This window comes from Halosimplex rubrum (genome assembly GCF_013415885.1).
Classification (GTDB): Archaea; Halobacteriota; Halobacteria; order Halobacteriales; family Haloarculaceae; genus Halosimplex; species Halosimplex rubrum.
In genome coordinates this window covers 2,412,804-2,425,329 of the sequence record NZ_CP058910.1, presented here as the reverse complement: position 1 = coordinate 2,425,329, position 12,526 = coordinate 2,412,804, and the positions used below count along the sequence as shown (strand labels likewise).

Here is a 12,526-nt window from a genome sequence, read left to right as displayed (position 1 = left end):
CCGCGTACCGCGGTTCGACCGGCCGGAGCGCGGCCAGCGCGGGCGACCGACCGGCGAGCGAGTCGGCGTCGCCACGCCAGAAAGCATTTTCCGCAGGCCTCGCACGGTGGGGTGTATGGTAGACACGGATGCGAAACGAGCGGCCGGTCGCGGGCTGGCAGGGGGAATCGCCGCGTGGATACTCGGCTATCTCGTCGTGTATCTCTTGCACGGGAGCTCGATCCAGAACTCGTTCGGCTCGGGCGTGCTGGAGGTGTTCACCGGCGATCCGGTCGCCTGGAAGCTCGTCGGGTGGCTGTTCTACAACGCGCACAACGTCGCCGTCCAGATATCGCTGCTCGGCCAGCGGTCGGTGAACCTCGTCGCCGGCGCCGAGGAGGCGGCGCTGACCGCGCTGTTCGCCCTCCCGCCGGTCCTGCTGGTCCTCGCGGGCGCGGTCGCGGCCTGGAACACCGCCGGCGAGCCGGCGACGGCCGCCCGCAACGGCGCCGCCGTCGCGCTGGGGTATCTCCCGCTGTCGCTGGCGGGCGCCGTCGTGTTCGCGATCGGGAGCGGCGACGGCCCCTCGGCCGGTCCCGCGCTCGTGACCGCCGTCCTGCTGGCGGGGCTCGCGTATCCGCTGGTGTTCGGCGCGGTCGGCGGGCTGGCGGGCGGCCACCTCTCGGCGGACTAAAGCGGCGGAGTCGGGGGAGACGGGCCGCTCTCGGCGGTTCGACACGCTTTTATCGTCAGTCGTCGATGCTCGGGCAAATGGGAGAGCGCCGCGAGTTGGCCGAGAAGATCGCGGGCGAGATCGCCCTGAGCGACGACCCCGGCGGGACCCTCCGGAAGTGGCGCACCGACTTCGAAGTCGCCCAGACGGAGCTGGCCGACCAGCTCGGCGTCTCGCCCTCGGTCGTCTCGGACTACGAGAGCGGCCGCCGCGAGAGCCCGGGCATCGGCGTCGTCAAACGCACCGTCGAGGCGCTGTTGACCATCGACGAGCGCCGCGGGGGCAGCCACATCCGCCAGCACGCCCGCGTCCTCTCGGCGGGGTTCGACGCCGACATCGTCCACGACCTCCGCGAGTACCCCACGGCCGTCCCGGTCGGCGACTTCTACGACGCCATCGGCGCCACCGAGATCGTCTCCGGCGCCCAGGAGACCGTCGCCGGCCACACCGTCATCGACAGCATCCAGGCCATCTCCAGGCTGTCGTCCGAGGAGTTCTACCGCCTGTACGGCCAGTCGACCAACCGCGCCCTCGTGTTCACCAACGTCACCAGCGGCGAGGGCGCGATGGTCGCCCTGCGCGTGCTGAACCCGACGCCCAACGCCGTCGTCCTCCAGGGACTGGACGACGAGAGCGTCTGGCAACACGCCGGCGAACTCGCCCGCATCGACGGCTACTCGCTGGCGGCCTGTCCGACCGACTTAGACGAGATGCTCGCCCGCGTGCGCGAGTTACCGTAGGAGTCCGTCGCTCCGCTGGTGCGACAGGATACCACGGCGGAGGAACGCTGAAGGCCTTCGCCGGCGTCGCGGCGAGCATGAGCGGACCGGTGTTCATGGAGGCCGAGCGGGTGACCTTTCACCCGATCGAGGAGGACGATCTGGAGTTCTTCCGCGACCTGATCAACCACCCCGAGGTGCGCGAGGGGCTGGCGGCGACCGAGCCGGTCAACATGGCCGACGAGCGCGAGTGGTTCGAGTCCCTCGGCGAGGACGGCGTCCAGTTCTGCCTGCGAGTCGACGGCGAGCGCGTCGGGACCGTCAGCTTCCGGCAGTTCAGCGAGGAGTGGGGGACGACCGAACTCGCGTACTTCTTCCACCCCGACCACTGGGGAGAGGGGTACGCCACCGAGGCCGTCCGGCGGATGGTCGCGTACGGCTTCGAGGAGCGCCGCCTCGGCAAGGTCTGGGCCCGCGTGTTCGCGTTCAACGACGCTTCGGCGCGCGTGCTGGAGAAGGCCGGCTTCGACCACGAGGCCACGCTGCCCGGCCAGGGGTTCGCCCGCGGCGAGCGCGTCGACCTGGAGCGGTACGGCGTCCTCGCGAGCGAGTGGTAGTCGCCGAGACGACCGCCGCTCGCCGCTACAGCCCGAGTTCCCGGCCGAGGACGAGCCGCTGGATCTCGCTGGTCCCCTCGCCGATCTCCATGAGCTTCGCGTCGCGGAAGAAGCGCTGGGGCGCGAAGTCGGTCGTGTAGCCGTAGCCGCCCAGCACCTGCACGGCGTCCTCGGCGACCTCCCGCGAGACCTCCGAGGCGTCGAGTTTCGCCATCGCGGACAGCCGCGTCACGTCCTCCCCGTTGTCGTAGGCCACGGCGGCCTTGTGAGTCAGCAGGCGCGCCCGCTCGATCTTCCGGTCCATCGCGACGAGCATGTCCCGCACCGCGTCGAACTCGCCGATGGGCTGGCCGAACTGCTCGCGTTCCTTGGCGTATTCGAGCGCGGCCTCGAAGGCGCCCTGAGCGAGCCCGACCGACAGCGCGGCGATCGAGATCCGACCGCCGTCGAGCGTCTGCTTCGTCTGGTCCCACCCCTCCCCGGGCTCGCCGAGCAGGCGGTCCTCGGGGAGTCGCACGTTCGAGAGCCGGATCTCGCAGGTCGGCGAGGCGTTCAGGCCCATCTTGTCCCACACCGTCGTCACCTCGAAGCCGTCGTCCTCGGGGTCGACGATAAAGGTCGAGATCCCGTCGTAGCCCGCCTCGGGCTCGGTCACGGCCTTCACGAGCACCGAGCCCGCGACGTTCGCGTTCGTGATGAACTGCTTCGTCCCGTCGATCACCCACTCGTCGCCGTCCCGTTCGGCAGTCGTGTCCATGTCCGAGGCGTCCGAGCCCGACCCCGGCTCCGTGAGCGCCCACGACCCCAGCCGCTCGCCGGTCGCGAGCGGTTCGAGCCACCGCTCCTTCTGGGCCGCCGTGCCGAACAGTTCGATGGGCTTGCTCGCCAGCGAGACGTGTGCGGCGTAGGAGAGCCCGATCGACCCGGACACCCGGCCCAGTTCCTCCGTCACGAGCGCGTACATCAGCTGGTCGCCGCCGAGACCGCCGTGCTCCTCGGACACCGGGACGCCCATCACGTCCAGCTTCGCGAGTTCGTCGAACACCTCCGCGGGGAAGCGGTGTTCGTCCTCGATCTCCTGGGCGATCGGCTCGATCTCCGCGTCGCAAAACTCCCGCACCGTCTCGCGGATCATCCGGTGTTCCTCGGGGAGGGTGAAGTCCATACGCAAATATTGCCGGCGGCGAGAATAAAGGCTGTGTCGGCGGTGAGCGGTGGTTCGTCTCCCGGCGGGGTCGTCGCAGTGCGGCGCGCGCTGTCGGGCGGTGCGAGGCGCGGCCGGCGGGACCTCGATGCGAACCGGGAGCCGGCGCGAAGCGCCGTGAAGCGGCCTCGCGCGGTGGGTCGTCGGCTCCCGACGCCCGCTCACCCGAGGAACGGGACCCAGGGGATGGTGCCCTGTGTCATGTACACCATGTCGAGGATGAGCAGCAACTGGAAGGCGCCCTGAACGGCGCCGAGCATGGCGTTCTGCTTGCCGATCGAAGCGATGACCGAGGCGTCGGGGTCTGCGGAGATCATCTCCATGTACATCCGGACTTCGCCGGGCATCAGGAAGCCAAAGCCCTGAACGGTCAGGATCGTGACGATGACCAGCGCGATCACGACGGTGGGCCGAGTCATCTGAAACTCGCCGATGGTGGTCGCGACCCAGGCCAGCGACCCGACGGTCGCGACGGCGAAGACGGCCTGCCAGCGGCGGTCGCGGTAGCAGTCGAGTCGCGTGCCGATCAACAGCAGCGTCGGGATCAGGTTCGCGGCGGTAAAGAGCGCGAGCCAGGGCTCGGCGTGGGTGAACACGCCGATCCGCTGGGCGAGCGCCAGCCCGGAGGCGATGGTGACGGTGGCGAGCGACGGGAGGAAGAAGGCGGTCTTGGGGGTCAGCCGCCGGAAGACGGCGGCGCTCTGCTCGTCGTCGAGGCCGCCGACGACCGGGCCGAGGACGGCGCCGATGAAGATATCGGTACCTGTCCACAGCACGCCCGCCATGACGTGGACGTAGGTGTGGTTCTGGACCGATGCGACCGTGAGCGCGTACCCGAGGGCGGCGAGCGGCAGGAAGACGACCGCGACCGCGAACGCGGGGTTCGCCCGTCGTCCGAGGCCGCCCACCGTGCCCCTGATCGTCGTCGTCGACACGTCACTCACAATACCGAATATCCGTGTTAAATCTACGGATGGCGTTCGAGCGGCGGCCTACGCCGCGAGCGCGTCCTCCACCGCGCGCACCGCGTCGGCACCGTCCCGTCGACCGACCACGACCACGAGCGACCCGCCGCCCGCCGCGGCCGCTTCGACGGACACCTCGGCGGTCTCCAGCCGGCCGAGCACCTGCCGGAGCCCCGCGGCGTCGGCCTCGCCGCCGGCGGTGATCGCCGTGAGCGACCCCCCGTCGGGGACGAGCGCGAGGTCGCCCACCGCGAGGACGGCGTCGGCGGGGTCGCCCTCGCCGAGGCCGCTCCGCATGCTCACCGGCGGGGAGTCGCCGGGCCGCTCGTAGTCGGGCAGGTCCTCGGCGAACCGGCGGAGCGCGGCGACGACCGCGTCGGTCTCGCCCTCGACATCGAGAAAGCGGGCGACGGCGGTGTAGTTGACCACGCGCGCACGGAGCGCGTCGTAGAGGAACGGGTGGCGCCGGACGGCCTCGCGGGTGTCCGCGGCGAGTGTCATACCCGCCGGATGGACGCCGGCCGCGAAAAATCCCCCGGGCGAGCGGCGTCCGGGGCTGCCTCTCGGAGCGAGCCAACGACACCCCTTTGGGGGATTCGTCCGTACGCGCGGGTATGGAAGCGCTCGTCATCGTCGCACACGGCTCGCACCTCAACGCGGGGTCGAGCGCGCCGACGTTCGACCACGCAGACACCATCCGCGCGACCGCCGCCTTCGACGAGGTACGGGAAGGGTTCTGGAAGGAGGAGCCCTCCTTCCGCGAAGTCCTCCGGACCGTCGAGAGCGACGAGGTGTACGTCGTCCCCCTGTTCGTCTCGGAGGGCTACTTCACCGAGGAGGTCATCCCCCGGGAGCTGCGCCTCGACGAGTGGGACCCCGAGGCGTGGGACTCCGACGGCACCAGCGCCACCCACGCGACGCTCCGGCCGACCGACGTGGACAAGACGGTCCACTACTGCGGCCCGGTCGGCACGCACGAGGCGATGAGCGACGTGATCGTCCGCCGCGCGGAGTCGGTGACCGGCGACCCCGGCGTGGGCGACGGGTTCGGCCTGGCCGTCGTCGGCCACGGCACCGAGCGCAACGAGAACTCCGCGAAGGCAATCGAGTACCACGCCGACCGCATCCGCGAGATGGACCGGTTCGACGAGGTGAAGGCGCTGTTCATGGATGAAGACCCGGAGGTCGACGACGTGACCGATTTCTTCGAGAGCGAGGACGTGGTCGTCGTTCCGCTCTTCATCGCCGACGGCTACCACACCCAGGAGGACATCCCCGAGGACATGGGGCTGACCGACGACTACCGCGAGGGCTGGTCGACTCCGGCCGAGGTCGACGGCCACCGGATCTGGTACTCCGGGGCCGTGGGGACCGAACCGCTGATGGCCGACGTGGTGCTCGAACGGGCCGCCGACGCCGGCGCCGACGTGGCCGACGCCGTCGAGCGCGTGCGGAACGAGACCGGGAGCGCGGAGCCCGCGGACGACTGAGCGGACGGACTACGAGCCGTTACCGTCCGCGTCGTCGTCGGCGAGCGCCGACCGGATCTCCCGGAGGGAGTTGATGCCGTACAGCCCGAGCGCGAGCCACGCGATCGAGAACACGACGCCGAGGACGGCGAACGCGAGGCCGAGGGTGGTTTCGTCGATTGCGACCATTGCGCTCTCACCTACCGGGCCGAACCAGTTAAGGGGGTAGCCGCGGCTTCATCGAGTGAAGTCGAGCCACTGGCTTGACACTCCGAGGGGACGGTGGATACGTGTGGATGAGGACACCGACGTCGACACCGTGGCGTCGCTGCTCGGCGACGACTGCGCGCGGACGATCCTCGAAGCCACGGCCGCCGAGGCGCTCTCGGCGGAGGACCTCGCCGAGCGCTGTTCGGTGTCCGGCCCGACGGTCTACCGCCGGCTGGAGACGCTGCGCGAGGCCGACCTGGTCGCCGAGCAGACCCGCGCCGACGCCGAGGGCCACCACTACAAGGTGTACACCGCGACGCTCGACCGCGCCGTCGTCGACCTCACCGACGAGGGCTTCGAGATACGGCTCACCCGCCGCGGGCGGATGGCCGACCGCTTCACCGAGTTCGTGGAGGACCTGAGATGACCGCACCACTACACTTCGCGGCGACCGCGGACGGGCTGGTTCCGGGAGTCACGACCGCCGTCATCGCCGTCCTCGGGTTCGCCGTCGGCTACGTCGCCTACCGCGGATATCGCCGCAACGAGAGCCTTCCGATGCTGTTCGTCGCCGCGGGCTTCCTCGTCGCGTTCTGGACGCCGGGCGTCCTGTTCGGCGGCTTCGCCGCCCTCGACGCGGTCGCGACGTTCGCGCCCGGCCTGCGGTCGACCGTCCGGACCGCGCTGGCGCTGGCCGCCGATCTGGCGACGATCGTCGGCCTCTGTTGTATCCTCTACGGGCTGTGGGTGCCGCGTCGGTGACCGGTCCCGACCGCACCCGACTCCGACCGCGCGCCGACCGCACCGAAGCCCGCGATCGGACCCGGCACCGATCGTCGCAGACGGAGGGCTTTATTCCGAGCCGGTCCCTCGCTTCGCGTATGAACGCGCAGGTGGACCCGGCACAGGTGTCGGCGGTCGCCGAGGCCGCCGCGGACGGCATCGAGTTCGACGGGTTCGCGGCCGAGACGGAGGGCGAGGGGTACGTCCTCGCCACCGACGAGGGGTCGAAGCGGGTCGTCCACGGCGACGACATCGACGACGCCGCCGCCGACTACGCCGCCCACGTCACCAACTGGTACTTCTGGCACGCCGAGGCGCCCCAGGCGGCCGAGCGGTGGGCCTTTCTCCGCTGGCTCGAACGCGCCGACGACGAGCGCGTCCCCGACCGCTACGACGCGCTGGCGGCGGGCGTCACCCGCGAGTGGGGCCAGCTGCGGATCACCGCGACCGCCGACGACACCGGGAGTCGCCGCTACGACCTCCGACACGTCGACGACGCGGACGCCGACCCTGCCGACCTCGACGACCACGACGACCCGCTGGACGCCCGGGAGATCACCAAACACGACGACCGGGGCCGCTACCGCCCGCTCAAGACCGCGCCGACCCTGCAGACCGGGTGGCGTTTCTCCGGTCTGGGGCCGGCCGATCTGGTCACCGCCGTCGAGTACGTCTACCCGGCGACGGTCGCCAACTGGCACCGCGAGCGGGAAGGCGCGCTCGATGTCTCCCACTGGCGCGACACCGTCGACCGGCAGAGCGGCATCTACGGCGTCGTCAGGACCTGGGACCGCGGCGAGGGCCACGAACACGTCGACTGGGTCGCCGAGGCCTGCTGTGACGACTCCCAGTGTCTCAAGCGTCGGGAGTGGCAGTACGACGAGGAGACCGACCTCGACGTCGACGGCGGCGACGGCGAGTTCCCCTGCCGCGAGCCCTGTTCGGTCGTCATCTCCGCGGCCCGCCGCTGGACGAAACTGGAGGGCGAGGAGTCCCGGACGTACGAGTTCGAACTCACGCCGAGCGAGAAGGAACAGATCGAGGAGATCGTCGGCGCCGTCGCCGACGGGCGGAGCGACGATATCCGCGAGGCCGACGTGAAAGACGACGCCAACCGCTACCGCGCGCGATTCCTGCGCGCCAAGCGCTTCGACGACGAGGGGAACCTCTCGGGCGTCCCGACCGAGCCGGACGACGACGCCGGGAGTGCGGACGCCGGCGGGGCCGAGGAGCGGTCGGCCGACGAGGACGAAGCGGACGAGGAAGCGAGCGGATAGCCGCGCGCTCGGCCGACTCCGGTAGTTAGTCGCCGGCGAGCGCGATGTAGACGGCGACGACGACGCCGACCAGCACCGCGAGCGCGCCGGCGACGACGACGATCTCGTCCACGAGCAGGGCCACGGCCGCGGCGACGCCCAGCGCGACGACGCCGAGCGCGAGGACGACCAGCTGCGGGCTGGCGGCGAGCGCGGCGCCCGCGGCGCCGTCGCCGCCGGAGTCGGGCTCGCGGGGCTGGGGCTGTGAGAGGGACTCGTCGACCTCGACGGTGGACTCCTCCTCGTCGGGTTCGGTGATCCGGACGGTGACGTAGCGGGTCTCGGCGCCGTAGGCGGAGGCGATCTTCAGGGTTCCGGTCGCTTCGCCCGCGCCCCGAACGCTGACGTGGACCGTCCGCTGGCTCTCGCTGTCGACGAAGTGGTTACTGGCCTCGACCGACGCGATCTCGGAGAGGTCGTCGTCGAGGTGGAGGTGGACGTGGACCGACCCGCCGTGGTTGACCACGCCGATGTCGAACGACCCGTCCGTCTCGAAGGCGTCGGGCACCTCAACCGCGTGGAGCGAGTCCCGGTTGACGTGGACGGGCAGCGTATCCCCTGGCACGTCCGTCAGTCGGCGCGGCCGGTAGAAAAAGGTTCAGGGCCGTCGCGCGCTCAGGCCGGCGCCTCGTCGCGCATGTCCGGCGGCAGCAGGTTCGGGATGCCGTCCTCGATCGGGTAGACCTCGCCGCACTCGGTGCAGGTGAGCGTCCCCGTGACGATCTCGCCGTCCTCGCGCTCGGTCGCGTCGAGTTCGAGGTCGTGTTTGTCCAGCGGGCAGCAGACGATGTCCAGCAGGTCCCCTTTCATGCACGTCTCTCCGGAACGGGAGCAAAAAAGCGTGCCGGACGGACGGCGAGCGGCCCCGAACCCGTCGCGTTCGACCGACCGGGAGGTGCCGGCAACAACGCTATCGCACTCACGTCGGTAGGTCTCGTATGGTACACGTCCCCGAGGAACCGAGACGATACGTCTGCGAGCGGTGTCAGGTCGTCCACGCCGGAACCCCGATCCACGAGTCCGGCGGCGACCACAGCTTCGAGCCGCCGGCGTCCTGCGGCGGCTGCGGCGGCTCGTCGTTCGTCGAGTTCACCGACTGGGTCCACCACCACGCGTAGGCGGGCGTCCGCCGGTCGAACGGCGCGGTCGTCCGCGGCAGTGCGGTCAGTCGCCCGCGGCAGTGCGGTCAGTCGCCCGCGGCAGTGCGGTCGGTCGTCCGCGGCAGCCCGGTCAGTCGCCGACGAGCGGTCCGACCCGGCGAACGTCGGCCGCGAGTCGGTCGGCGTGTTCGAGCCTGATATCACGGGTCGCGTCCCGCGAGACCGTCGCCCGGCCGTCTATCTCGTGGGCCACCGGGTCGTAGGCGGAGACGTCGAAGCCCATCCGGGCGAGGTACGCCCGGACCGACTCCGAGGCCATCCCGTCCCGGATCGCGTCGTTGACGTAGCCGATGACGGCGTCGAACTCCGGCAGGACGATCTCGTCGTGACCGACCCGGCCGCGGTCGCCCTCGATCCGCACGTCGACCTCGTCGAGGCGGCCGACGAGCGCGGCGAGCCTGTCGGCCAGGCGGACCACGTCGCTGGGGAGCGCGGCGTCGGGCGAGCGCCACTCGACGGTCGAGAACGCCTCGCGGAACTGGACGGGCGTCCAGACGGCGCTCTCGGGGTCGAAGTGCCGGGCGACCGCGCGGCGTTCGACGCCCGCGTCGATGGCCGCCGTCTCGAAGTCCTCGTAGCGCCGCTCCAGCCGGCGGGTGTACTCCTCGCGGTCGTCGACGTACGGCCACAGCCGCCCCTGGTGGGGCAGGTCGTCGTAGGCCATCCAGCGGTAGAGCTTCGACCGGGCGCCCGCGGCGAGGCGCTGGCCCCGGAAGTACGGCGAGGAGTTGACCAGCGCCAGCGCGGGGTCGAGCGCGACGAAGGCGTTGTGCTGGTCGACCGCGAGTCCCGGCTGCTGCTCGACGTGGACGTGCGTGCCGGCGCAGTGGCGGACGTACTCGAAGTCCGAGCCGACGACCCGGTTCTGGACGCGCGTGCGGTCGGACGGGATCTCCGCGATCTCCTCGGCGTGGACCGGCGTCGCGAGCGGGACGAGCCCCTTCCCGACCTCGTCGGCGCGGTCGAGGACCGCGGTCACGCGCTCGCGGAGCTCGTCGCGCAGCGCCGCCGTCGTCTCGCAGGGCGTCGTCTTGATCTCCAGCAGCGGCTCGACGAACTCGCGTTCGGCACCCGGTGTCGCCTCGACGAGCGACCCCGGCGTCGTCAGCCGGCCCGCCTCGTCTATCACCCAGTACTCGACCTCGACGCTCCGCCGTATCGGTGAGTCGTGTGCTGACACTGTATCCTCGCGTGACTCCGGTCGCGGCCCACCACTGCCCGACCGGTCGGTGCTCTGGCGTCCGGTACTCCGGCGGGACTCCGTGTGCCTTTGCTACACATACGCACGCCGGCGCGACGGAACAAGTAGCTTTCGCGGAGCGGAAAATATTGCACGGGTCCAGCCCGGCCCCGACCGACCGAGGAGTCCGGAGCCGAACCGACTCAGAAGGGGTGTTCGCGGACGACGGTCTCCTCGCGACCGGGGCCGACACCGACGGCGTACACGTCGGCGTCGAGTTCGGCTTCGAGGTACTCCAGGTAGGTCTTCGCGTTCTCGGGCAGCGCGCCGTAGCCCTCGTCGGCCACGGCGGTCCAGTCGCACTCTTCCCAGCCGTCGAACGTGCGGAACTCGGCCTCGCAGTCGGCCCACCGCTCCGTGGTCGGAGGCATCGTGTCGAGCTCCTCGCCGTCGAGTCGGTAGGTGTGGCCGACCTTCACCTCGTCGAGTCCGGCGAGGGTGTCGACGTGGTTGACGGCCAGACCGGTGAAGCCGTTGACGCGGGCGGCGTGGCGCAGCATCGGCACGTCGAGCCAGCCCACGCGGCGCGGACGGCCGGTGACGGTACCGTACTCGCCGCCGGCCTCGCGGATGTAGGTCGCCAGTTCCTCGCGCTCGGTCTCGGGGTCGTCGGGGTCGCCGTCGTAGCCGGGGGTGTCCCCGGGGACGCCGCCGAGTTCGGTCGGCATCGGGCCGCTGCCGACCCGCGAGAGGTAGGCCTTGACGATGCCGACGACCTCGCCGTCGCCGACGACGCTCGGGGCGACGCCGGAGCCGACGGCGGCGCCGCCCGCGGTCGGGTTCGAGGAGGTGACGAACGGGTAGTTACCGTGGTCGATGTCGAGGACGGTGCCCTGCGCGCCCTCGAACATGATGTTGTCGCCGTCGGCCCGCCGGTCGGCGAGGAAGTCGCCGGCGTTGACGGTCATGTCCTCCTCGGCGAGGCGCTCGCCGTGGCCGGCGAACTCATCGTACAGCGCCTCCAGATTTAGCGCCTCGGGGTCCTCGATGTCCTCGACGTCGAGGCCGTACACGTCCTCGACTAAGGCCCGCTTCTGCGGGACGGCGTACTCCAGGCGGTCGCGGAGCACCTCGGGGTCGAGCAGGTCGCCGACGCGGACGCCGCGGCGGCCGGCCTTGTCCTCGTAGGTCGGGCCGATGCCGCGGCCGGTGGTCCCGATCTCGTCGTCGTCCTCGCTCTTGACTTCCTCCTCGATGCCGTCGAGCAGGCGGTGGTACGGCAGGATGACGTGGGCGCGTTCCGCGACGCGCACGTCGGGGTCGAGACCGCGCTCGCGGAGGGCGTCGAGTTCGTCGAACAGCGTGCGGGGGTTGACGACGCAGCCGTTGCCGAGCACGTTGACCTTGCCGCGGATCGCGCCGCTCGGCACGAGCGAGAGCTTGTACTCCTCGCCCTCGTGGACGACGGTGTGGCCGGCGTTGTCGCCGCCCTGGTAGCGAACGACGACGTCGGCCTCGGCGCCGTACACGTCGACGATGCCACCCTTCCCCTCGTCGCCGAGCTGCGAACCGACGATGGTGACGGTCATACACCCGAGATTCCGTGGGCCGGTGTAAACAGATTACGGTCCGGCGCTCGCCCCGGCCGCAGGGGGCGACGACACCGAACGCGTACGTCGTTGCGACGCACGCCCGACCTCGCGCCGGTGACCGACCGCCCCGGTGACCGGAATCGTTAACTGCTACCACGGTAAAGCTCGAAACTGGTGGCTCGTCGCGCGGCCGCTCGACGATACCGCGGCACCCGAAGCCGGTCCGCCCTCCTTCGATTCCCGGTCCGACAGCAACCTTTAAAACCCTCAAACACAAGTTAACAATTGCCATGATAGACAGACTTGAGAAGGAAGTAGACATGCTGGAGCGTCATCTGCAGGTTCTGCGGATGGTGATCCAGAACGAACCGATCGGGATCGTCAAGATGTCCAACGAGACGGGCTACCCCCACCACAAGGTCCGCTACTCGCTGCGCGTCCTCGAGGAGGAGAACCTCATCGAGCCGTCGAGCCAGGGCGCCATCACGACCGAACAGACAGGTGAGTTCGTCGAGGACCTGGACGGCAAGATCGACCACATCATCGAGAAGCTCGAAGGGATGAAAATCGAGGAAGCGGCCGAAGTCGAGAACTGATTC

At 70.4% G+C, this 12,526-nt stretch carries 17 protein-coding genes; 9 read left to right on the top strand and 8 right to left on the bottom strand.

Annotated elements, in window-relative coordinates:
• Positions 1-115: 115 nt before the first annotated feature.
• From HZS55_RS12025 to HZS55_RS12015, 3 genes are all read left to right on the top strand, one after another.
• Positions 116-673 carry a transporter gene (locus HZS55_RS12025; protein WP_179907903.1) on the top strand — a complete coding sequence of 186 codons (558 nt, stop codon included), beginning with the start codon at positions 116-118 and terminating at the stop codon, positions 671-673.
• Between the two features lie 77 nt (positions 674-750).
• Positions 751-1,452 (top strand): helix-turn-helix domain-containing protein, encoded by a 702-nt coding sequence (locus HZS55_RS12020; protein WP_179907902.1) that lies wholly within the window; start codon positions 751-753, stop codon positions 1,450-1,452.
• Positions 1,453-1,529: 77 nt separating this feature from the next.
• The gene (locus HZS55_RS12015; protein WP_179907901.1) at positions 1,530-2,048 is read left to right on the top strand and encodes a GNAT family N-acetyltransferase; all 519 of its coding nucleotides are present in this window, start codon (positions 1,530-1,532) and stop codon (positions 2,046-2,048) included.
• 25 nt (positions 2,049-2,073) lie between these two features.
• Here HZS55_RS12015 and HZS55_RS12010 read toward each other — a convergent pair whose 3' ends face one another.
• From HZS55_RS12010 to HZS55_RS12000, 3 genes are all read right to left on the bottom strand, one after another.
• Positions 2,074-3,213, bottom strand: coding sequence for an acyl-CoA dehydrogenase family protein (locus HZS55_RS12010; protein ID WP_179907900.1), 1,140 nt, complete (start codon positions 3,211-3,213; stop codon positions 2,074-2,076).
• A gap of 200 nt (positions 3,214-3,413) precedes the next feature.
• Positions 3,414-4,187, bottom strand: a complete 774-nt coding sequence (locus HZS55_RS12005; RefSeq protein WP_179907899.1) for a hypothetical protein — start codon at positions 4,185-4,187, stop codon at positions 3,414-3,416.
• Positions 4,188-4,244: 57 nt separating this feature from the next.
• Positions 4,245-4,718, bottom strand: coding sequence for a DUF7523 family protein (locus HZS55_RS12000; protein ID WP_179907898.1), 474 nt, complete (start codon positions 4,716-4,718; stop codon positions 4,245-4,247).
• Between the two features lie 113 nt (positions 4,719-4,831).
• Between HZS55_RS12000 and HZS55_RS11995 the strand changes: the two genes are divergently transcribed.
• Positions 4,832-5,707, top strand: a complete 876-nt coding sequence (locus tag HZS55_RS11995) for a CbiX/SirB N-terminal domain-containing protein (RefSeq protein WP_179907897.1) — start codon at positions 4,832-4,834, stop codon at positions 5,705-5,707.
• A 9-nt stretch (positions 5,708-5,716) separates the two neighbouring features.
• Here the strand turns inward: HZS55_RS11995 and HZS55_RS11990 are convergent, their stop codons facing one another.
• The gene (locus HZS55_RS11990; protein WP_006885679.1) at positions 5,717-5,875 is read right to left on the bottom strand and encodes a hypothetical protein; all 159 of its coding nucleotides are present in this window, start codon (positions 5,873-5,875) and stop codon (positions 5,717-5,719) included.
• A 103-nt stretch (positions 5,876-5,978) separates the two neighbouring features.
• Between HZS55_RS11990 and HZS55_RS11985 the strand changes: the two genes are divergently transcribed.
• From HZS55_RS11985 to HZS55_RS11975, 3 genes are all read left to right on the top strand, one after another.
• The gene (locus HZS55_RS11985; RefSeq protein WP_179907896.1) at positions 5,979-6,323 is read left to right on the top strand and encodes a winged helix-turn-helix domain-containing protein; all 345 of its coding nucleotides are present in this window, start codon (positions 5,979-5,981) and stop codon (positions 6,321-6,323) included.
• Complete coding sequence (locus HZS55_RS11980) at positions 6,320-6,658, top strand: DUF7521 family protein (RefSeq protein ID WP_179907895.1); 339 nt, start codon at positions 6,320-6,322, stop codon at positions 6,656-6,658. Before HZS55_RS11985 ends, HZS55_RS11980 begins: the two co-directional genes overlap by 4 nt.
• 119 nt (positions 6,659-6,777) lie before the next feature.
• Positions 6,778-7,956, top strand: coding sequence for a DR2241 family protein (locus HZS55_RS11975; protein ID WP_179907894.1), 1,179 nt, complete (start codon positions 6,778-6,780; stop codon positions 7,954-7,956).
• Positions 7,957-7,981: 25 nt separating this feature from the next.
• Here the strand turns inward: HZS55_RS11975 and HZS55_RS11970 are convergent, their stop codons facing one another.
• Together HZS55_RS11970 and HZS55_RS11965 are read right to left on the bottom strand one after the other, a co-directional pair.
• A complete protein-coding gene (locus tag HZS55_RS11970) occupies positions 7,982-8,560 on the bottom strand; it encodes a DUF7524 family protein (protein WP_179907893.1) in 579 nt (192 codons plus the stop codon).
• A gap of 50 nt (positions 8,561-8,610) precedes the next feature.
• Complete coding sequence (locus tag HZS55_RS11965) at positions 8,611-8,805, bottom strand: methytransferase partner Trm112 (protein WP_179907892.1); 195 nt, start codon at positions 8,803-8,805, stop codon at positions 8,611-8,613.
• A gap of 128 nt (positions 8,806-8,933) precedes the next feature.
• On the opposite strand from HZS55_RS11965, the gene HZS55_RS11960 reads away from it, so the two are divergent.
• Positions 8,934-9,113 carry a hypothetical protein gene (locus HZS55_RS11960; RefSeq protein ID WP_179907891.1) on the top strand — a complete coding sequence of 60 codons (180 nt, stop codon included), beginning with the start codon at positions 8,934-8,936 and terminating at the stop codon, positions 9,111-9,113.
• Positions 9,114-9,225: 112 nt separating this feature from the next.
• Here HZS55_RS11960 and HZS55_RS11955 read toward each other — a convergent pair whose 3' ends face one another.
• Positions 9,226-10,335 (bottom strand): glutamate-cysteine ligase family protein, encoded by a 1,110-nt coding sequence (locus HZS55_RS11955; protein WP_179907890.1) that lies wholly within the window; start codon positions 10,333-10,335, stop codon positions 9,226-9,228.
• 203 nt (positions 10,336-10,538) lie between these two features.
• On the bottom strand, positions 10,539-11,924 hold the full coding sequence (locus tag HZS55_RS11950; protein ID WP_179907889.1) for an adenylosuccinate synthase: 1,386 nt from the start codon (positions 11,922-11,924) through the stop codon (positions 10,539-10,541).
• A gap of 293 nt (positions 11,925-12,217) precedes the next feature.
• On the opposite strand from HZS55_RS11950, the gene HZS55_RS11945 reads away from it, so the two are divergent.
• Positions 12,218-12,523 (top strand): hypothetical protein, encoded by a 306-nt coding sequence (locus HZS55_RS11945; RefSeq protein ID WP_123533187.1) that lies wholly within the window; start codon positions 12,218-12,220, stop codon positions 12,521-12,523.
• The last annotated feature ends 3 nt before the right edge of the window (positions 12,524-12,526 follow it).